The organism is Pediococcus acidilactici (assembly GCF_016127815.1).
GTDB lineage: Bacteria > Bacillota > Bacilli > Lactobacillales > Lactobacillaceae > Pediococcus > Pediococcus acidilactici.
In genome coordinates this window covers 335,258-355,272 of record NZ_CP066046.1, presented here as the reverse complement: position 1 = coordinate 355,272, position 20,015 = coordinate 335,258, and the positions used below count along the sequence as shown (strand labels likewise).

Genomic DNA, 20,015 nt, shown 5'->3' with positions numbered 1-20,015 from the left:
CTAATCTTCTGTAGCAGTTAATTTCTTAGCCTTTTCAACCACATCGTCAATTGAACCAACCAAACGGAATGCTTCTTCTGGGAGGTCATCGTACTTACCTTCAAGGATGCCCTTGAAGCCAGCGATGGTGTCTTCCAATTTGACGTAATGTCCTGGTAAACCAGTAAATTGTGCCGCAACACTAAAGTCTTGTGACAAGAAGAGTTGAATCCGCCGTGCCCGTGCAACTACGGTCTTTTCTTCGTCAGACAGTTCATCCATCCCAAGGATTGAGATAATATCTTGCAATTCCTTGTAACGTTGGAGAACATGTTGTACTTCACTAGCAACTTCGTAATGTTCTTCGCCAACAATTTCTGGGTCCAAAGCTGTCGATGTGGAAGCTAATGGATCCACCGCAGGATAAATCCCTTGTTGGGTTAAGCTACGTTCCAAGTTGGTTGTAGCATCCAAGTGAGCGAAGGTAGTTGCTGGCGCAGGGTCAGTATAGTCATCGGCAGGAACGTAAACCGCTTGAATCGAGGTAACTGAACCTTTCTTCGTAGAAGTAATCCGTTCTTGCAATTGACCCATTTCAGTAGCCAAGGTTGGTTGGTAACCAACGGCTGAAGGAATCCGACCAAGTAAGGCAGAAACTTCTGAACCAGCTTGGGTAAAGCGGAAAATGTTGTCAATGAATAACAACACGTCTTGACCTTCAACATCACGGAAGTGTTCCGCAATCGTCAAACCAGTCAAAGCAACCCGCATCCGAGCCCCAGGCGGCTCGTTCATTTGTCCATACACCATGGCCGTACGTTCAAGAACGCCCGATTCCTTCATTTCGAAGTACAAGTCGTTACCTTCACGTGTCCGTTCTCCAACCCCAGTAAATACTGAGATACCATTATGTTCTTGTGCAATGTTATGAATTAATTCCTGAATCAAAACGGTTTTACCAACTCCGGCACCACCGAAGAGACCAATCTTACCACCCCGAATATATGGAGCAAGTAAGTCAATAACTTTGATCCCTGTTTCAAGAATTTCTGTACTTGGATTCAATTCGTCGTATTCTGGTGGATCACGATGAATTGGATCGCGTTTTATATCTGGACCTAGCTCTTTACCACCATCAATTGTTTCACCCAAGACGTTGAAAACACGACCAAGTGTTTCATCACCAACTGGTACTTTAATTGAGTCTCCAGTATCTTCAACTTCCAGGCCACGTTGTAGCCCTTCCGTTCCGTCCATAGCGATGGTTCTTACGACACCATCACCTAACTCAAGCGTTACTTCAGAAACTAAAATTGTACCGTCTGCTTTTTTAATTTTCAAAGCATTATTGATTGTTGGGATTTCTTCGTCAAGGGGGAATTCAACGTCGATAACTGGTCCGATAACTTGAACAACTTTACCAGTACTCATATTGTTTAATTCCTCTCGTTAATTTATTCAAGTGCGGCTTGACCACCGGTAATTTCGGTGATCTCAGTCGTAATAGCACTTTGTCTAGCGCGATTATACTGTAGCTCTAAATCTGCAATTAAATCACTTGCATTATCAGAAGCGGTGCGCATAGCTGAAGAACTAGCGGCGTGTTCCGCCGTCTTAGCATCCAAAATGGCACCGTAAACCAAACTCTCAGCATATTGTGGCAAGATTTCTTGCAACAATACTTCGGGAGATGGTTCGGTTTCATATTCAGCAGTAATCGTTTCATGCTTACCATCGTTTACCAATTCTTCGCCGCCAATTGGCAACAATTTAGTAACGTGGAAGCTGTTCGAAAGTCGATTTACAAAGTGATTGTAGCAAACGTATAATTCATCGAATTCACCGTCTTTGTACATCTTGGTGACGGTAGTGACGATTTCCCGAACTTCGTTAAAAGTAGGCACGTCGCTAACCCCGCGATATTCGTAGCCGACCTTTTGTGGGCGATTCTTGTAAAAATCAGCCCCGGTACTACCTACCGCAAGAATTATGGCATCATCACCGCCATCATGACCGTGTTCTTTCATGAAATCGTTAGTTTGCTTAATCACACTACTGTTATATGAGCCCACTAACCCGCGATCAGACGTAATAACTAAGTATCCGGTCTTTTTCACTGGCCGTTGAACTAATAAATCAGCTGCTGATATAGCCTGATCAGAGCTAGCTTTGCCAGCCACTCCCGCATTCATTAAATGCGATTTAGCCAGGTGAGCAACAATACTCTCAACTTTCTGCGCGTACACTTGATATCCAACTGTATGTTTCTGAATCTGGCTTAACTTAGCCGTTGAAACCATTTGCATAGCAGTCGTAATCTGACTAGTTTTCTTAGTCGAATCAATTCGCCGCTTAACATCTTGTTCAGATATTGCCATTAATTCTCACCACTTTTCCTCTCGTTAGCTGATATCCTTATTTAGCTTCCTTGGTTGGTTGAAAATGTTCTGCAAAAGCCTTGATGGCTGCATCCATTTTTTCCGTATCCGGAAGTTGTTTTGTTTCACGGATTTCATCGGTGAGCTCTTTGTTGTTGCTTGCAACATAATCAAAGAGTTCATCTTGGAACCGTTGAATATCATCTACTGGAACCTTATCCAAGAAACCATGTGTCAAAGCGTAAAGAATCAACACTTGGTCTTCAACAGGAAGTGGTTTGTGTAGCGGTTGCTTCAAAACTTCTACCGTCCGACGTCCCCGAGCTAATTTAGCTTGGGTTGCCTTATCCAAATCAGAACCAAATTGAGCAAATGATTCCAATTCACGGTAAGAAGCTAGGTCTAGACGCAACGTTCCAGAAACTTTCTTCATCGCCTTGATTTGCGCATCCCCACCAACCCGGGAAACGGACGTACCAGCGTCGATCGCTGGACGAACTCCGGAATGGAAGTAGTCGCTATCCAAGAAGACTTGTCCATCAGTGATGGAAATTACGTTAGTTGGAATGTAAGCTGAAACGTCTCCAGCCTTGGTTTCAACGAATGGCAAGGCGGTCATTGAACCACCGCCCAAGTCATCGCTTAACTTAGCTGCCCGTTCTAGCAAACGTGAGTGGGTATAGAAAATATCCCCAGGGTAAGCTTCACGCCCAGGCGGCCGACGAAGAATCAAGGAAAGCTCACGATAAGCGTCAGCTTGTTTTGATAGATCATCATAAACGATCAAAACGTGCTTGCCGTTGTACATAAACTCTTCACCCATCGCTGCCCCCGCATATGGTGCAAGGTATAGTAATGGAGCTGGTTCTGAAGGACCCGCACTAACCACGATGGTGTAATCCATCGCGCCATAACGCCGAAGCGTTTCTACTTGGGTCCGAACAGTTGATTCCTTTTGTCCGATCGCAACGTAGATACAAATCATATCTTCGTTCTTTTGGTTCAAAATTGTATCAATTGCTAAAGCAGTTTTACCAGTTTTCCGGTCCCCGATAATCAACTCACGTTGACCACGGCCAATTGGTACTAACGAGTCAATCGCCTTAATACCAGTTTGGAGAGGTTGATCAACGGATTTCCGTTGCATAACCCCTGGAGCCTTATGTTCAACTGGACGAGTTTTGTCAGTTTTAATGGCGCCTTTACCATCAAGCGGTTCACCTAATGGGTTAACAACTCGACCGATTAAGGCATCTCCTACTGGAACTTCCATGATCCGACCAGTTCTCTTAACGGTGTCGCCTTCGTGAATTTCATCATAGTTACCCATGATAACAATCCCGACGTCGTTTGATTCAAGGTTTTGAACCATTCCGTAAACACCGTTAGAGAATTCGAGAAGTTCACCAGAAAGAGCATTATCTAAGCCATGAGCGCGAGCAATCCCGTCACCAACGTAGGTAACTGTACCCGTTTCTTCAACGTTAAGCTCGGCTTGGTAGTTTTCTAATTGCTGTTTGATTAGAGCACTGATTTCCTCAGCCTTAATGCTCATAAAAGTTTCACCTCTTTACAAATTTCGAGCTAACCAACGAGGCGCTGTCTAATTTGATTAATTTGGGTTTGAATACTACCGTCGTAGATCAAACCATCTGTTTTAATGATTGCACCGCCGATAATCGAATTATCGACTTCACTATCCAAAATAACCTTGCTAACTTTCAAACGTTTAGCAAAGTTTTCAGCCATTTTTTGAAGTTGTTCATCACTTAATGGAATGGCGGAAATAACTTTAGCACGAACGACTGAAGCATCAGCATCGCATAAGCGGTTAAACTCAGCGATGATTGCGGTCAAATCATCCATTCGACCGTAATCAAAAGCCATTTTAATTAAGTTGCCAACGTACTTTGAAGCATCCTTGGTCAAAAGCGCCATAATTGAACGTTTTTGATCATCCTTCAAACCCTTATCGGTCAACATTTTGCCTAATCCTTCATTATCATCAAAGATCTGTTGAATTTGCTTTAATTCATCTCGAACTTGATCAATTTGGTTTTGTTCAGCGACCACGTCAAACAAAGCTTTGGAGTAGCGCTTAGCAATTGTAGTTTTATCTAAACTCATTTACTCTCACCTAAACCTTCAATGTACGAATCAATCAATTCTTTTTGACTATTTTCATCAAGTTCTTTTTTGATAACTTTGGAAGCAATCTCAATAGATAATGACGCAATATCGTCTTGTGCACTCTTGAGTGCGTCAGCACGTTCTTGTTCAATATCTTGTTTAGCTTTGTCCTTCAATGACTTCGCTTCTGCTTGAGCATTGCCGACAATTAGTTCACGTTCCTTAGCACCACTATTCTTAGCATTGTTAATAATGGTAGTTGCTTCGGCGTGAGAGTTGTCTAAGGCTTCCTTGCGTTGTTCAGCAAGTTTTTGGGCTTCCTTTTTAGCTTGTTCAGCTGATTCGATATCATTAGAGATCCGATCCGCACGTTCTTTTAACATTGCATTGACCGGACCCCAAGCAAACTTAGCAATTAATGCCATTAAGACCACAAAAAGGATCGCATAAAACAACATATCGCCAACGTACAAAGTACTACCTTGTGCCGCTCCTAATATCATGTGCGAAAACATCTATTGACACCTCCTTCTTTCGATAAATTGCTTAATTTATCACGCTTACTTGTTCATTACAAGAAGTGAAATAACGAAGGCTAAGATTGGCATAGCTTCAACCAAACCAACACCAATGAACATGGTTGTTCTTAATTGACCTGATAATTCAGGTTGACGAGCCATACCTTCAAGCATTTTTGCGATAACGATTCCGTCACCGATACCACCACCAATAGCGGCTCCAAACATAGCGATTCCAGCTGCAATAGCACCCATAATAGTTGTTCCTCCTACCTAAAAATATAATATTATTCGTCTTCGACCTTATGAGAAATATAAACGGTTGTCAACGTAACGAATACGAACGCTTGAATACTACCTAAGAATACGGAAAATCCTTGCCAAATCAAGGCAAGTGGAATGGCGATTACCATATTTAAGATGCCACCAGAGAACGCAATTCCCCCGATCATCTTAAGTAACATTTCACCAGCGAAAATAACACCGAAGATACGTAACCCAAGGGTCAAGAAATCAATGAATTCTGTAAAAACACCAATCGGTAACCAAATTTTAAATGGCGACAAGTACGTTCTTTCGAAGTACGATTTGAAGCCAAATTTTGCCACACCTGAATAGTGCGCTATCATCATTGTGATCAACGATAATGTTAAAGTGACAATCGGATCAGCTGTCGGGCTTCTTAGATACGTAACATCGTTCCACGCAATTTGTAGAAACAGCCCAAGCTGATTGGCAACAAAAATGAATAAGAACAATGTAAATGCATACAAGCCGAAGTTACGGGTTTCCGTTTCGTCAACTGAGCTCCGCAAAATTCCATTTGTAAAATCAATTACCCACTCTAAGGCATTTTGTTTACCAGTCGGCTTTAGTTTTAAATTTCGAGAAAATGCAAACACAACTGCAAATACAATTATGGCCGCAACCAATCCCGAAATGACGTTTGCCGTACTAAATGTTAGACCAAGAAACTGAAAAGTTGAAATTGATTCACCACCCACAGAATATCACCTCTTTTCTACCTAAGTGTACCTAAATTTACCATCCAAAAATGATAAAAATTAAGTCAAAAACTTGAACAAAAGACAGTATTTTCCGTCCGAAAATACAATTGAAATGATACCACCAATTTTGACAAAAGACAAAGCAATGATTACCGATATCTACGACTTTTTTTATATGGTACCGCTTCAATTTTTAAACACACTTTTTTATCGTTGAATTCTTGTCAAATTCTCACCCTAATCGTTGGACTTCAATGCCGCTACCATGTCGATTTTTTGAAGTTTTCGGTGGGTAATATAAACTACGATTAGGTTAAAGATGACCATTAATAAAACCGCCACCAAATAAGCGAATGGTTTGATAGTTAGCGGAAAAATTACGTTATTAGTTTCGGCTTGTCTGATCACGTAACCAGTTAAAAGATTGCCCAAGCCAAAACCAGCTAAAATACCAATTATCGCTAGAATAATACTTTCCCGAGCTACGTAAAGCGTCACCTCTCGATTATAAAACCCTAAAACTTTAATAGTAGAAAGTTCGTATAATCGCTCCGCAATGTTGATATTGTTTAAATTGTAAAGTACTACAAACGACAGGATGGCTGAAAGCCCAATAAAAATCATTACAATCGGTCCTAACTGCTTGGTCATTTTTTGGATCATTTCTGCTTGATCAGCCATTAAACTAATGCCTAAAATTTTGTCGTTATCCGACATCCACCGTTTTGTAAGCCGTGCTGAAGGCTGGTGATCAGTCTTAACTAAGACGCTCGCAAAATTTGGCGCGTGGCCAAACGCACGTTGATAGGCGCTTGGTGATGCATAGATAACGTTACCGGCATAATTTGTCACTACCTTAGCGATTCGAACCTGGACCGTTTTTTGATTAGGCACCCGTATTTTAATTTGGTCGCCAACCTGTACGTGCAAAATTCGGGCTACCTTAGGTGAAACCACCACTCCCCTAGTTGGTAAACCAATGGAATGATTGCTCTGATAATCACGTAGCCGGACAAACTGGTCAAATTGCCCTGGATTCTTTGGTACGGTCAACGTAACGTCCCGCACGGTCTTTTGTCGTTGGTTAACTTGTACTACCGCGGTATAAACTGGCAGTGTTGCTCGAGTAGCCGCGCTCCGTTCTAAAGAATTTTCGACACTCGTTAAATCTTTCGGTTGCCGAGCTCGTACTACTGCGTCATACCGGAGAACGTGTTGAAACTGCTGATTTCCAGCCTCTTTGATTGAGCTCGCAATTCCAAACCCGGTCAAAATTAAGGCTGTGCCGCCAGCAATTCCTAAAATGGTCATTAATCCTCGTAGCTTAGCGCGTGATAAGTTACGGTAGCTAATTTTTTGGAAGAACCGTAGCCGCCACCATAGCCCGGGCACCCGTTCTAAAAAGATTTTATGCGCCGCACGGGGAGCTCGGGGCCGGAGTAACGCTGCTGGGGTGGTACGAACCTCTCGAAGTGAAACTAGGGTTGCCGCCCCAATAGTTACTAACAGCGTCAGGAGCGCCGCTAAAGCAATCGCGCGCCAATCCACAGGAATTTTAACGATTTCTACCACGTACTCTTGGTACATTGCTAACACGATCCGGGGAATCAACTGGTTCCCTAGCACTGCTCCCACAGCTGCACCGCTAATTCCGGCTAAACCTGCGTAGGCAACGTATTGGAAAACAATTGCACCTTTCCCATAGCCCAAAGCCTTAAGCGTCCCCATTTGTCCGCGCTGTTCCTCCACCATTCGCGTTACGGTTGTGAAGGTGATTAAGCCCGCTAATAGGAAGAAAAATAACGGGAAAACGTTGGCAATTGCTGCAATCCGTTGCGAACTTTCTCCGTAGCCCGTAAAACCTGGCAGGTCTTGGCGGGTTTGGTAAAGTAATGAAGGTTGAAGCGCTTGTTTAACCCGCTGCGCTTGCTGATCAAGTTGCCGACGTTGTTGCTGCAACTTTGCTTCTTGACGTTGCAAGGTGCGTATTGTGGACGCATTCGTTAAACCTTGCTGTTTAAGCGCTTGTTGGGCAGCTACCAGCTTTTGTCGGCTCTGTGCCAGCTTTTGTTTTCCTTGTTCAATTTGCGCTAGTGCAGTCTTTGCCAAACTTTGCCGACGTTTTTTAACTGCCGGCGTTAAGTGGCGGCGTACTTGAGCAGTTTTTTGTTTTACCGCCCGCTGATACTTGTTAGAAAACATTTTTTGGTTTTGCAGCTCCGGAAAATATACTTGCATCCCGGAGTACACGAACGAGCGGAAGGCTAAATGGGATACGTAAGCAAAGTAAGTTACTTTCCCAGTACCTAAATTACTCGCTCCCCTAGTCGAATGGTCAACATATTGGGGAGAATCCGCAAAGCCCACGATTCGATATTTTTGATATTTCAGCTGGGAATTTTTCTCTAAATTAAAGTAGTCCCCAATTTTATACCCCTCGCGTAGCCGGGCCTGCTGGTCTAAAACAATTTCGTGCTGATTGCGAGGAAGCCGTCCCTGTTTTAAAATCAACTGATTTTGGTGATTATTTTTTTGATAACCATACAAGGCGATTACGTCCCGATTCTTGCCGCCAAGTACGTTTTGCAATAAAACTCCTTCAACCTGCGCTCCCGGAACCTGCCGAACTGCTTTAAGTTCGGTTTCGGTGAAGCCTTGGCTAGATAAAATCTCTAGATCACTTAGATGATGCTTTACTACAGTCGCTTGCAGTGAATCATTGAGTGCCGGGCCGGTCGCCTTTACCCCTACAAAAATCAGCGTCCCCAGCATAATGATCAAACTAATTGCAATGAAGCGCCCTAAAGAATTCTTAATCGTGCGTAACAATAGTTTTATCATCTCAGCCACCTACCACTCAATTTCTTCGACCGGAGCAGGCTGGGGATTATCTACGATGCTCCGGACCTGGGCATCATTAATTTGAATTACCCGATCCGCCATTTTCGCAATTGCTGAATTATGGGTGATAATGATGACCGTCTTTTTAAATTTTCGGCTAGCATCGTGGAGCAGTTGTAAAATTTGTTTACCCGTTTGATAATCCAATGCACCAGTCGGTTCGTCACATAGTAATAGTTTCGGATTCTTTGCTAAAGCACGGGCGATTGCCAGCCGTTGCTGCTCGCCGCCAGATAACTGGGCAGGAAAATTATCCAAACGTTCTGCCAGCCCAACGTCTCTTAGGACGGTTACCGGATCTAGCCCGTCATTGACCAGTGCGGTAGCTAGTTCTACGTTTTCGGTAGTCGTTAGATTTGGAATTAGATTGTAAAATTGAAAAATAAACCCAACGTCGTTACGCCGATACTTCGTTAACTGGCGGTCGTTAAATTGCGCAATGTCCGTCCCGGCAATGTTGATGCTCCCCTTCGTCGGGCTGTCCATGCCCCCGAGCATATTTAAAACCGTGGATTTTCCCGCCCCGCTCGGTCCTAAAATCACGGCAATCTGCCCTTGCTCAATCGTAAAATTCACGTCCCGGTTCGCGACAATTTGATTGTCCCCCATTTGATAAATTTTAAATTCGTGTTGTACTTCGATGTAAGCCATACGTTCCTCCTGATTTGTAAGCGTATTCTATTAACCCCATAATAAAACTATTTTTTCTCAATTGACAAATCTTTTCACTTACCAAACCGCGCAGAAAACAAAAAAGAGAGTGGGACAAAAGTCGGGTAGAGCATTAACTGAAAATTGACCATGATGCCTGATTTTGGCATGATGGTCAATTTTTGGTTAAGCGGAACAAACTGACTTTTGTCCCACGTTTTGGCTCTATTGAAGTCAAAACGCCAAAATAAAAACGATTCATGAGAAAGTTTCACCTCATGAATCGTTTTTCGTTTAAAGAATTTTGTCACAGCAGCTTAACCGTTGGTTATAAAATCCACCGCACCTATTTATTTAGTACCAAACAAGCGGTCACCGGCGTCACCTAGTCCAGGAACGATGTAACCATCTTCATTTAGTTTTTCATCTAATGCAGCTGTATAAATATCAATATCTGGATGAGCTTCTTCTAAAGCTTTTACCCCTTCAGGAGCGGCTACTAGACTGCAAAAACGAATGTCCCTTGCGCCACGTTTCTTCAACGCATCCACCGCCATGATTGCTGAACCACCGGTGGCAAGCATTGGGTCAACTACGAATACTTGGCGTTCGCTAATGTCGCTTGGCAACTTAACAAAGTATTCGGTTGGCTTTAAGGTCTCTTCATCGCGATACATCCCGATATGACCAATCCGAGCAACGGGTAGCAATTCAGCCATCCCGTCTACCATTCCCAATCCCGCACGTAAAATTGGCACGATGGCCACTTTTTTACCCGAGATTTGTTTTTGAATAGATTTTCCGATTGGTGTTTCGATTTCAACATCTTCTAACGGCATATCCCGTGAAACTTCATAAGCCATCAATGTTGAAATTTCGTTAACTATTTCACGAAACTCCTTTGTACTGCAATTCTTGTCTCTAATTAACGTCAACTTATGTTGAATCAACGGGTGGTCGAGAACTTCAAACTTCCCCATGTCTAAACTCGCTCCTTTCAAATTCCTTATCAATTGTAGCTAAAAAACCGTAAAAAAACTAGGTTTAATTTAAGATAGTGGATATTGATCCGTTAAATCAAACACTTCTTGTTTAATTTGGGCGAGTACTTCTGGTTCGTCAACGTGGTGAATTGCGCGAATGATCAGCTCCGCGACCTTGCGACTGTCCGCTTCGTTAAAGCCCCGGGTAGTAACGGCAGGGGTCCCAATCCGAATCCCCGAAGTTTTAAATGGACTTAACTTTTCGTCAGGAATTGCCTCTTTATTTAGCGTGATATAAATGGTATCTAATAAGTCTTGAATTTCCTTCCCGTTATGTCCGGTTTGGGTCAAATCAACCGTCATTAAGTGATTATCAGTCCCACCGGTAACTACGTGCAGATCTGGTTCGTTTTCAAAAACTTCCGCCATTGCTTGAGCATTTTTGATCACCTGAGCTTGATAATCCTTAAACTCGGGGCGTAAAGCTTCCCCCAACGCAACTGCTTTAGCAGCAATTACGTGTTCTAACGGACCACCCTGGTTTTGAGGAAAGACTGCGAAATTAATTTGTTTTGCGTATTTTGCTTGCGACAAAATCATCCCGCCTCGAGGTCCCCGAAGCGTTTTGTGGGTAGTGGTAGTCACTACGTCAGCAATTCCTACTGGTGACGGATGCAATCCAACAGCTACTAGCCCCGCAATATGCGCCATGTCCACCATTAAGAAGGCGCCCACTTCGTCAGCAATTTCTCGGAACTTTTGCCAATCGATAATCCGACTGTATGCCGAAGCCCCCGCCACGATCATTTGTGGCCGTTCCTTTAAGGCAATCTGCCGGATTTGTTCATAATCCAACCGTTCAGTTTGCGGATCAATTCCATAAGTCACCGATTCATAGAATGTGCCGCTGAAACTAACCTTGGCACCGTGGGTTAAGTGACCGCCCGCGTTCAGATCCATTCCAAGGATTTTATCCCCGGGTTTGATAAATGCAGCGTACGCGGCTGCGTTAGCTTGGGAACCGGAGTGGGGCTGCACGTTGGCATATTCCGCGCCAAACAGTTCTTTAGCCCGATCAATGGCTAATTGTTCTACTTGGTCAATGTACTCGCAACCACCATAATAACGGCGTCCTGGGTAACCTTCCGCATACTTATTAGTTAAAACGCTGCCTTGCGCAGCCCGGACCGCTTCCGAAACAATGTTTTCTGAAGCAATCAACTCAATATTATGTTGTTGGCGATCGGCTTCCCGATCAATCGCTGCCCACAATTGCGGATCCTGTTCTTGGTAGTTCATTGGCAATCCCTCCTAGTTAATTTCGTCGAAGTAAGTATTCCCCGCAGATTTCTGCAACCGGTTCATATAAGCTGCACCAATCCCAGTAGGATCAAACGCTTGCGCAAAAATCACCTTAATCTGCGGATTCCCATCAAAGGTACGCAATCCGTCAAAGAGGTGGTGACTTGCGGTTCGCGCATCTTCTCCTAACGAAATAAAATCAACGTTATCAAAATTCATCAACTTGGTACTATCAAAAATGGCCGACGTTGCTAATACCCCAACGGGCTGTTGTGCATGTTGGGCTACCCAGTCCGCCACTTTTGACCACTGAGCGTCCTTGACGATGTACACCTGGGCATTCGGAGCGTAGTGCTTATACTTCATTCCTGGAGCTTTCGGCACTTCGTCCTTACCAACTTTATGGTGATCAGTTTGCACTTCTCCTAAGATTGGGGTTAAATCTTCAGGAGTAACGGCACCTGGCCGTAAAACACTTGGTACCGCACCGGACATATCCAATACCGTCGACTCAACCCCGATTTTAGTTTCGCCGCCATCTAAAACGCCCGCAATTTTGCCATCTAAATCGTGCATAACGTGGGCTGGCTTAGTTGGACTCGGCTTTCCCGAAGTATTTGCAGAAGGCCCCACTAACGGCACTCCCGCCTGCTCGATTAACTTAAGGGTTAACGGGGTATCTGGGTTACGAAACGCAGCGGTCGTCAAGCCTCCAGTTACTACTGGATCCAATGCGTGCGGTTTGATCGGCAAAATAATGGTGAGCGGTCCTGGCCAAAAAGTATCCATCAACTGCTTACTTTGGGCGTCGATTTCGGCAAACTCGGCTACCTGTGCTGGGCCCGTAACGTGAACAATCAGCGGGTTATCTGATGGCCGGCCCTTTGCTTGATAAACTTTCTTTACCGCATCTGGGTTAGTAGCATCCGCTCCTAAGCCGTATACGGTTTCGGTTGGAAATGCCACCAATTCCCCGCGCTGAATTGCCGCGGCTGCGTCAGCTAAATTTTCACTTTGAAATATTTCACTCATTCTAAATCACCGATCCTCCCCTTACCCAAAGTATCCGGTCGTGGCCACTTAAGTCTTGGAGCACGTCCACGTCCTTAACTCCAGGCAATTCACTAAAATATTGTTTTAACTTTGCTCCTTGGTGATAACCAAATTCACACCATAATTGGCCAGCATTCGTTAAATGATTAGCCAGCTGTCTACCAATTTGTTTATACCAAAACAAACCATCGTCTGGTGCAAAAAGTGCCTTATCTGGTTCGTATTCTATCACGGATTGGTCCATTACGTCCCGCTCATTTTCGGCAATGTACGGCGGATTGCTAACAATGATGTCAAAACGTTCCCCTTTAACCGCGTCAAATAAGGAGCCTTGCCGAAAATCAACCACCGCTTCTTGCTGGTGAGCATTTTGCTGGGCGACCGCTAGTGCCTCACTAGCAATGTCTACGGCGGTAACTTGCCAATCTGGACGTTCAAGTTTTAAAGTGATGGCAATGTTGCCGCTCCCTGTTCCAATGTCTAAAACCCGGAGCGGTTGGTTTAATTGAGGGTGCGCATTTAAAATGTGTTCAACTAATTCTTCAGTCTCCAACCGCGGGATTAGCACCCTAGAATCCACGTAAAATTCACGCCCATAAAAATTGGCCTTGTTAGTAATGTACTGGACGGGTTCCCCGTTAACCGCTCGTTGAACGTCTTTTTGAAACTGTTGCCACTGGTCAAGACGTAATTGCTGGCGATAGTGTACAAGTAATTCCGTCCGATTCCATTCCATCCGGTCCATCATAATCAGTTCGGGAGCATTTTCATCGCCATGATGTTCCTGAATAAGCAAAGAAGCCCATTTCAGGGCTTCAAAATATGTTGGATTATTCATTTCGTAAAGCTTCCATTTTCTTAGCTTGATCGTCTAGGATTAACGCTTCAATAATTTCATTAAGCTCCCCATTCATCACCCGGTCCAACTTGTTCAACGTCAAACCAATGCGGTGGTCGGTAACCCGGTTTTGCGGGAAGTTGTAAGTCCGGATCCGTTCCGAACGGTCCCCCGTTCCGACGGCGTTCTTCCGTTCTTCATTATAAGCATCTTCTTCTTGGGATTGGTAGTAGTCGTAAACCCGGGCCTTCAAAATTCGCATGGCCTTTTCCCGGTTTTGTTGCTGAGAACGTTCATCTTGCATCGCAACCACAATTCCGGTTGGCAAGTGGGTCATCCGCACCGCAGAAGAAGTCTTATTAATATGCTGTCCACCAGCACCTGAAGAACGGTATACGTCGGTACGAATGTCCTTAGGATCAATCTCGATATCCACGTCTTCAGCTTCGGGCATTACCCCCACCGTGGCGGTAGAAGTGTGCACCCGTCCAGCGGATTCCGTTACCGGCACTCGTTGAACACGGTGAGCACCGTTTTCGTATTTCAATTTAGAATAAACTTTGTCACCCGAAATCATTAAAACGATTTCCTTGAAACCACCTACATCCGTGGCGTTTTCGTCGACAATTTGTACTTTCCAGCCTTGTGATTCAGCATAGCGAGTGTACATATTGTATAAATCAGCCGCAAACAAACTGGCTTCATCTCCGCCGGCCGCCCCGTGAATTTCCATAATGATGTTTTTATCGTCGTTAGGGTCCTTAGGTAACATTAATACTTTAATTTCTTCTTCAAGCTTTTCCTTTTGGTCGCGTAAGTCCGCTAGCTCCGCTTTTACCAAACTATCCATTTCTGGATCAAGCTTTTCGCGTTGTAGTTCTTCGTTTTCTGCGATGGAATCAACCACTTTGCGGTATTCCCGGTATTTTTCGACCGTTTCACGGATTTCGCCTTCTTCTTTTGATAATTCTTGATAACGTTGTGAATCAGCCAACACTTCCGGATCCGCCAACAATTCGCTTAATTCATCGTAGCGATCCGCAACTGCTTGCACTTTATCCATAATATCCATTAATTAATTCCTCATTTCTTCAATTAGTGGGTTAAAGTAGTGACGCCGGCAAACCGGATAGTAAGATTCATTTCCGCCGATTTGGACCTGTTCGCCTTCGTAAACTGGTTTACCATTATGCACCCGTAAGTTCATTAGCGCTTTATGTTTGCAGAACCAGCAAATGGTCTTCATTTCGACAATCTTATCCGCGTATAACAAAAGGTACTTCGAACCTTCAAAAAGTTCGTTGCGGAAGTCGTTTTTTAAGCCAAAAGTCATCACGGGAATCCCTAGTTCATCAACCAACTTGGCCAATTCTAGTACGTGATGCTTCTTTAAAAACTGGGCTTCATCAATCAGCACGCACGCCGGATTCGTTTCCGCCTGTTTGATTACCGCGTAAATATCAGTATCGTCAAAAATTGGAAATGCATCCCGGCGTAACCCAATTCGGCTGGAAATTTCGCCAACTCCAGAACGGGTGTCAATGCCACTAGTCATTAAAACAACCTGTTTGTCCTGCTCTTCGTAATTATGAGCAACCTTTAAAATCTCAATCGATTTGCCACTATTCATGGCTCCATAATGGAAAAATAACTGTGCCATTTTGCCCCACTCCTAATTTTATTCTCCAAGAAATAAGTATAGCTGATATAAACTAAAAATTCATCCGCTCAAAAATAAAATGTAGTTTTTTCCTCAAACAGGGGTAACGCAACGTTTAAACGCCTTTTTCCGGTCCGAAATATTCAAAATCTCCCTATTATTACTTTAACAACCTGGCTTTCGAAATTTAATATCAGACCCGCTTGGCTGAATGCCGGCCTAAAATAGTTAAGATTTTGCACAGCCCGCTACTCTTTGCTTTTCTTTTTGCCAAAATCAGCTTAAAATATTGTTTTAGATGTTTGAGAAGAATCGGGAGGAGTAGCATGTCATTTAGAAGTTCAATTGCCAAAATGGCGGGAAAATCATCGTATTGGTTTTTGCATACATTTCGTTCCGGAGGTAGTTCACTCCCTGGTAAAATTACTACCAAAATCGACCCTACAATTTTAAAAGATCTGGGCCAAAACTATGACGTAATCGTCATCACGGGAACTAACGGGAAGACCTTAACAACCGCACTTACGGTAAAGGTTTTACGTCAAAAATACGAGCACGTTTTAACCAACCCCACGGGTTCTAATATGGAGCAAGGGATCGTCACCACTTTTTTGACCGACCACCGTTCTAAAAACGGGAAAAACATTGCCGTTTTAGAAGTTGACGAGGCTAACGTAATTAAGGTCACCCAGTATATTAAACCGATTGCCTTTGTATTTACCAACATTTTCCGGGATCAAATGGACCGGTACGGCGAAATTTACACCACTTACCAAAAAATCTTAGACGGGGTCAAGTTAGCTCCGGAAGCCACCATCATTGCTAATGGCGACATGCCAATCTTTAATTCGGTGGATTTACCAAACCCGATTTTATATTACGGTTTTAATAACCAAGCGGATGGCGAAATGAAAGCCGATCCAAACACGGACGGCGTAGTTTGTCCGCGTTGTGAACACATTATTCACTATAAATTCATTAGCTATAGCAACCAGGGTAAGTACTACTGCCCTCACTGCGGTTGGCACCGGCCAGAACTTAATTTCCAACTAACGCAGATTACTAAGTTGACACCTAACTATTCTAAGTTTTTCATCGACGCGTCCAACTTTACCCTGCACATCGGTGGGTTGTACAACGTCTACAACGCCCTTGCGGCTTACTCCGTGGGTAAGTTCATGGGCGTACCCACTTCGCAAATTCAAAAGGCGCTTAACGATCCTGACGAACGGGTCTTTGGCCGCCAAGAGCAAATTAACGTGGATGGTAAGGAACTAACCATTGTGCTAGTGAAGAACCCGGTAGGTTTAAACCAGGTCATCGACATGGTGGGTACCGAAACCGAGCCGTTCTCCTTTGTGGGTCTTTTAAACGCCAACTATGCCGACGGAATTGATACAAGCTGGATTTGGGACGGTAATTTCGAAAAATTAGCACAAATGAACATTCAACAATACATCACCGGTGGCGAGCGGTACAAAGACATTACCTTCCGTTTGAAGGTGGCTGGCGTCACTGATGACCAACTTTGGACTTACGATAACTTGCCCGACGCGATTGCAAATATTAAACGGCTCCCTACTACCCGGGTTTACGTTTTTGCAACCTACACGGCCATGTTACAACTACGTAAACAACTAATTAGTGATGGCTATATTAAGGAGGGGGTTTAATTATGAAATACGAATTAAAAGTCGCCCATTTATATGGTGATTTGCTTAATACCTACGGGGATAACGGCAACTTATTAGCCCTTAACTACTACGCTAAAATGATGGACACTAAGTTAGACATCCAAATCGTTAGCCTTGACGACCAGTTTGTCGCTAAGGATTGGGACATCGTTTTCTTCGGCGGCGGTCAAGATTACGAACAAACCATCGTTTCCCGAGACTTACAAAATAAAAAGGCGGAGCTGACCAGCTATATTGAAGATGGCGGTCCTCTTCTAGCAATCTGTGGAGGCTACCAACTCCTTGGTCACTATTACGTAGGCGCAAACGGTGAAAAAATTAGCGGGATTGGTGCCTTAGATCACTACACATTGAGCCAAGATGATAACCGGTTCATTGGCGATATCGTAATTAAAAACCAGGAAACTGGCGAAACTTACCATGGTTTTGAAAACCACAACGGTAAAACTTATCTAGGTAAGGACGAACGTCCCCTAGGAAAAGTGGTCACCGGAAACGGAAATAACGGTGAAGACGAATCGGAAGGCGTTATCTACAAAAATGTTTACGGTTCGTATTTCCACGGCCCGATTCTTACTAGAAACGGAAACCTCGCCAAGCGAATTCTCCTGACAGCGTTACACCGGCATTACCCTGATGCTGATTTAAGCGCCCAGGAAGCATTAAAAATTGAACCAACCTTTTAACATCAAATATTAAAAAGAGTAGGAAGAGTAACCGCGTGATTACCTTTCCTACTCTTTTTATTTATAGTTCAATAACTATTTTTACTATTCTTCGCCAGGCTCGCTAACGATTAATTCTAAGCTACCTTGATAACGCCACTGCCTAACTGGGTTCGGTAAAATGAAGTGTTGCCCCTTCTTAATTGGATAGTCTTGACCATCCACCGTGAGCGTTCCTTCACCGTCTAACACCGAAACTAAGGTGTACAAACCTTCCCGGTTGAATTCCGCACTACCATCGTGTAGTTCCACCCGTTTAACCGAGAAATACTTCGATACTGGCGGTTGCACAAAGGTGGTTACTTGAGCATCCCCAACTTGTTCATTGGTAATGTTTAATTGGGGATCGTGATGAGGCACGTTAGTAACGTCGATGGACTGTTGTAAGTGTAGCTCACGTTTCTTACCAGTCGTCTTATCCACCCGGTCAAAATCGTACAACCGGTAAGTGGTGTCACTGCTTTGTTGGGTTTCTAGTACCATAATGCCCTTGCCCAACGCATGAATGGTTCCGCTAGGTACGTAGTAAAATTCGCCCGCCTTAACCGGAACTTTGCGGAATAATTTATCCCATTTACCATGGTTAATCCAGTCGGCAAGTTCTTCGCGAGTTTGCGCATTATGTCCGTAGTATAATTCAGCCCCTGGTTCAGCTGAAATAATGTACCAGCATTCAGTCTTGCCCAATTCATGTTCGTGTTCGGCAGCGTAAGCATCGTCCGGATGGACCTGCACGGACAAGTCTTGGTTAGCATCTAAAATTTTCGTTAATAAAGGAAAAACGTCGCCCTTGGCATTGCCAAACTGCTCGCGATGCTGGTCCCATAATTGATCGAGGGTCATTCCCTTAAATTCACCGTTCGCAATTGCGGCAGGTCCGTGTGGATGGGCAGAAATTGCCCAACATTCACCGGTGTGGTCACTAGGAATATCATAACCAAACTTAGTCTTCAAATGGTCGCCGCCCCAAATTTTCTCATGGAAAACCGGGTTCAAAAATAATGGTTCGCTCATAGTTTATAAAACCCCTTTCATTCACTCAATAATAAGAATACCATAACCCCTTTTTATCTTTAAGCCCTTACTTTAATTTATCTTCTGCCGCAAAAGTTTGATAAATTTGTTGGCGATAATCCAAAAATCCTAAGTTAGGTTCTGGATAAAGCCGGTTGGACAACAGCACTAACGCATTTTGGGTCATTCGGTCCCATAAGATAAACGTCCCGGTAAATCCGCTATGCCGCAACACCACTTGGTCAGCATTGTGGCAAACAAACGCCCAGCCCCACGAGCGTTGTAACGCTGGATTAGCAGTCTGGTTATTTAAAAAATCCTGCTGCTGATTAATCCCAAACAGTTCGTTTTGGGGCGCAAGCATTTTTTGGGTGAATTTAACTACGTCAGCCTTGGTTGCAAACAACCCTGCCGAGGCGGCATGTGCTCCCAGGGAGGCGGCTTTTGGGTCATGAACTTGTCCGCGTAATAAGACGCCATCCCGAATTCCCGTCGGCACCGTTTGGAACGGATCCGGGTTGAACGTGCTCTGGGTGAGCTGCCACGGCATTAAAACTAATTGCTGGATTGCCTTTTGAACTGGCAGATGGGTTATTTTTTCCGCAATGAAGCCCAGTAAAAGGTAATTATAATCGTTGTATTCAATTTCTTGGTTGAACTTCGTCCCAAAACTAACTTGGGCGTAAATGGCTTCGCGCAGTTGACTGGCGGACAAGTCATCCCGGTGATCAATCCACGCGGTGACTCCCGACGTGTGCGTTAATAAGTGCCGGATGGTAATCCGGGAGTCCTTAATTTCTGGTAAGTATGTATTTACCGATCCATCAAGTTCCAATTGTTTTTCCGCCGCTAACCGCAAAATCAGCGGCACCGTCCCAATCACCTTGGTCAGCGACGCTAAATCAAAATAGCGTCCTTCAACCAGCCGGGGCGCGTCTGGTATCCCGGCCTCGGTTCCTTGTGTTACCGCGTATTCAATTTTCCCATGCCGAATTAACGTATAGTCTACGCCAGGAATAACTTGTCGCTCAAGCATTTCCGCAATCAACGCCCGTGTTTTTTCAAAACTCATTTTATCCCCGTCCCTTTCCAAACTAAATTTCCCCTTGAATTATATCCTACTTTCTACAAGAAAAACGTCGGAGAAAATAAAAAGGCACTTCAAGAATCTAAAAATTCTTG

19 protein-coding genes are annotated in these 20,015 nt (G+C 44.0%); 2 read left to right on the top strand and 17 right to left on the bottom strand.

The window, feature by feature from the left end; all coding sequences use genetic code 11:
- From atpD to I6H64_RS01695, 15 genes are all read right to left on the bottom strand, one after another.
- A complete protein-coding gene (atpD, locus tag I6H64_RS01765; protein ID WP_002832138.1) occupies positions 1-1,410 on the bottom strand; it encodes a F0F1 ATP synthase subunit beta in 1,410 nt (469 codons plus the stop codon).
- 23 nt (positions 1,411-1,433) lie between these two features.
- Positions 1,434-2,357, bottom strand: a complete 924-nt coding sequence (locus I6H64_RS01760) for a F0F1 ATP synthase subunit gamma (RefSeq protein WP_002832139.1) — start codon at positions 2,355-2,357, stop codon at positions 1,434-1,436.
- Between the two features lie 37 nt (positions 2,358-2,394).
- Positions 2,395-3,912, bottom strand: a complete 1,518-nt coding sequence (gene atpA, locus I6H64_RS01755) for a F0F1 ATP synthase subunit alpha (RefSeq protein ID WP_002832140.1) — start codon at positions 3,910-3,912, stop codon at positions 2,395-2,397.
- Positions 3,913-3,941: 29 nt separating this feature from the next.
- A complete protein-coding gene (gene atpH, locus I6H64_RS01750) occupies positions 3,942-4,484 on the bottom strand; it encodes an ATP synthase F1 subunit delta (protein ID WP_002832141.1) in 543 nt (180 codons plus the stop codon).
- Entirely contained in the window at positions 4,481-5,002 is a 522-nt protein-coding gene (gene atpF, locus I6H64_RS01745) for a F0F1 ATP synthase subunit B (RefSeq protein ID WP_002832142.1), read from the bottom strand. The genes atpH and atpF overlap by 4 nt, the downstream gene beginning before the upstream one ends.
- 45 nt (positions 5,003-5,047) lie before the next feature.
- Positions 5,048-5,260: a F0F1 ATP synthase subunit C gene (gene atpE, locus I6H64_RS01740; RefSeq protein ID WP_002832143.1), complete on the bottom strand. Its 213-nt coding sequence runs from the start codon at positions 5,258-5,260 to the stop codon at positions 5,048-5,050.
- Between the two features lie 32 nt (positions 5,261-5,292).
- Entirely contained in the window at positions 5,293-6,009 is a 717-nt protein-coding gene (atpB, locus tag I6H64_RS01735) for a F0F1 ATP synthase subunit A (RefSeq protein WP_005917712.1), read from the bottom strand.
- Positions 6,010-6,249: 240 nt separating this feature from the next.
- Entirely contained in the window at positions 6,250-8,853 is a 2,604-nt protein-coding gene (locus I6H64_RS01730; protein WP_036685162.1) for an ABC transporter permease, read from the bottom strand.
- Between the two features lie 9 nt (positions 8,854-8,862).
- Complete coding sequence (locus I6H64_RS01725) at positions 8,863-9,564, bottom strand: ABC transporter ATP-binding protein (RefSeq protein WP_005917716.1); 702 nt, start codon at positions 9,562-9,564, stop codon at positions 8,863-8,865.
- Between the two features lie 350 nt (positions 9,565-9,914).
- On the bottom strand, positions 9,915-10,544 hold the full coding sequence (gene upp, locus I6H64_RS01720) for a uracil phosphoribosyltransferase (RefSeq protein WP_002832148.1): 630 nt from the start codon (positions 10,542-10,544) through the stop codon (positions 9,915-9,917).
- 69 nt (positions 10,545-10,613) lie between these two features.
- The gene (gene glyA, locus I6H64_RS01715; RefSeq protein WP_056985089.1) at positions 10,614-11,846 is read right to left on the bottom strand and encodes a serine hydroxymethyltransferase; all 1,233 of its coding nucleotides are present in this window, start codon (positions 11,844-11,846) and stop codon (positions 10,614-10,616) included.
- Between the two features lie 12 nt (positions 11,847-11,858).
- Complete coding sequence (locus tag I6H64_RS01710) at positions 11,859-12,881, bottom strand: L-threonylcarbamoyladenylate synthase (protein ID WP_005917722.1); 1,023 nt, start codon at positions 12,879-12,881, stop codon at positions 11,859-11,861.
- A 1-nt stretch (position 12,882) separates the two neighbouring features.
- On the bottom strand, positions 12,883-13,740 hold the full coding sequence (gene prmC / locus I6H64_RS01705) for a peptide chain release factor N(5)-glutamine methyltransferase (RefSeq protein ID WP_008841118.1): 858 nt from the start codon (positions 13,738-13,740) through the stop codon (positions 12,883-12,885).
- Positions 13,733-14,812, bottom strand: coding sequence for a peptide chain release factor 1 (gene prfA, locus I6H64_RS01700; protein WP_002832153.1), 1,080 nt, complete (start codon positions 14,810-14,812; stop codon positions 13,733-13,735). The genes prmC and prfA overlap by 8 nt, the downstream gene beginning before the upstream one ends.
- A gap of 3 nt (positions 14,813-14,815) precedes the next feature.
- A complete protein-coding gene (locus tag I6H64_RS01695) occupies positions 14,816-15,400 on the bottom strand; it encodes a thymidine kinase (RefSeq protein WP_008841117.1) in 585 nt (194 codons plus the stop codon).
- Positions 15,401-15,726: 326 nt separating this feature from the next.
- Here I6H64_RS01695 and I6H64_RS01690 point away from each other — a divergent pair, with 326 nt between their 5' ends.
- A complete protein-coding gene (locus I6H64_RS01690; protein WP_004165460.1) occupies positions 15,727-17,073 on the top strand; it encodes a Mur ligase family protein in 1,347 nt (448 codons plus the stop codon).
- Positions 17,074-17,075: 2 nt separating this feature from the next.
- Entirely contained in the window at positions 17,076-17,780 is a 705-nt protein-coding gene (locus tag I6H64_RS01685; protein ID WP_008841116.1) for a type 1 glutamine amidotransferase, read from the top strand.
- 84 nt (positions 17,781-17,864) lie between these two features.
- Here I6H64_RS01685 and manA read toward each other — a convergent pair whose 3' ends face one another.
- Complete coding sequence (gene manA / locus I6H64_RS01680) at positions 17,865-18,833, bottom strand: mannose-6-phosphate isomerase, class I (protein WP_008841115.1); 969 nt, start codon at positions 18,831-18,833, stop codon at positions 17,865-17,867.
- A gap of 67 nt (positions 18,834-18,900) precedes the next feature.
- Entirely contained in the window at positions 18,901-19,905 is a 1,005-nt protein-coding gene (locus I6H64_RS01675; protein WP_008841114.1) for a serine hydrolase domain-containing protein, read from the bottom strand.
- Positions 19,906-20,015 lie beyond the last annotated feature (110 nt).

Excerpts from the sequence above, each read along its gene's own strand:
- prmC (WP_008841118.1), bottom strand. The coding sequence starts at position 13,740 with ATGAATAATCCAACATATTTTGAAGCCCTGAAATGGGCTTCTTTGCTT.
- manA (WP_008841115.1), bottom strand. The coding sequence starts at position 18,833 with ATGAGCGAACCATTATTTTTGAACCCGGTTTTCCATGAGAAAATTTGG.
- upp (WP_002832148.1), bottom strand. The coding sequence starts at position 10,544 with ATGGGGAAGTTTGAAGTTCTCGACCACCCGTTGATTCAACATAAGTTG.
- I6H64_RS01690 (WP_004165460.1), top strand. The coding sequence starts at position 15,727 with ATGTCATTTAGAAGTTCAATTGCCAAAATGGCGGGAAAATCATCGTAT.
- I6H64_RS01685 (WP_008841116.1), top strand. The coding sequence starts at position 17,076 with ATGAAATACGAATTAAAAGTCGCCCATTTATATGGTGATTTGCTTAAT.
- atpF (WP_002832142.1), bottom strand. The coding sequence starts at position 5,002 with ATGTTTTCGCACATGATATTAGGAGCGGCACAAGGTAGTACTTTGTAC.
- glyA (WP_056985089.1), bottom strand. The coding sequence starts at position 11,846 with ATGAACTACCAAGAACAGGATCCGCAATTGTGGGCAGCGATTGATCGG.
- I6H64_RS01760 (WP_002832139.1), bottom strand. The coding sequence starts at position 2,357 with ATGGCAATATCTGAACAAGATGTTAAGCGGCGAATTGATTCGACTAAG.
- atpE (WP_002832143.1), bottom strand. The coding sequence starts at position 5,260 with ATGGGTGCTATTGCAGCTGGAATCGCTATGTTTGGAGCCGCTATTGGT.
- atpA (WP_002832140.1), bottom strand. The coding sequence starts at position 3,912 with ATGAGCATTAAGGCTGAGGAAATCAGTGCTCTAATCAAACAGCAATTA.
- I6H64_RS01710 (WP_005917722.1), bottom strand. The coding sequence starts at position 12,881 with ATGAGTGAAATATTTCAAAGTGAAAATTTAGCTGACGCAGCCGCGGCA.
- I6H64_RS01725 (WP_005917716.1), bottom strand. The coding sequence starts at position 9,564 with ATGGCTTACATCGAAGTACAACACGAATTTAAAATTTATCAAATGGGG.
- I6H64_RS01675 (WP_008841114.1), bottom strand. The coding sequence starts at position 19,905 with ATGAGTTTTGAAAAAACACGGGCGTTGATTGCGGAAATGCTTGAGCGA.
- I6H64_RS01695 (WP_008841117.1), bottom strand. The coding sequence starts at position 15,400 with ATGGCACAGTTATTTTTCCATTATGGAGCCATGAATAGTGGCAAATCG.
- atpH (WP_002832141.1), bottom strand. The coding sequence starts at position 4,484 with ATGAGTTTAGATAAAACTACAATTGCTAAGCGCTACTCCAAAGCTTTG.
- I6H64_RS01730 (WP_036685162.1), bottom strand. The coding sequence starts at position 8,853 with ATGATAAAACTATTGTTACGCACGATTAAGAATTCTTTAGGGCGCTTC.
- prfA (WP_002832153.1), bottom strand. The coding sequence starts at position 14,812 with ATGGATATTATGGATAAAGTGCAAGCAGTTGCGGATCGCTACGATGAA.
- atpD (WP_002832138.1), bottom strand. The coding sequence starts at position 1,410 with ATGAGTACTGGTAAAGTTGTTCAAGTTATCGGACCAGTTATCGACGTT.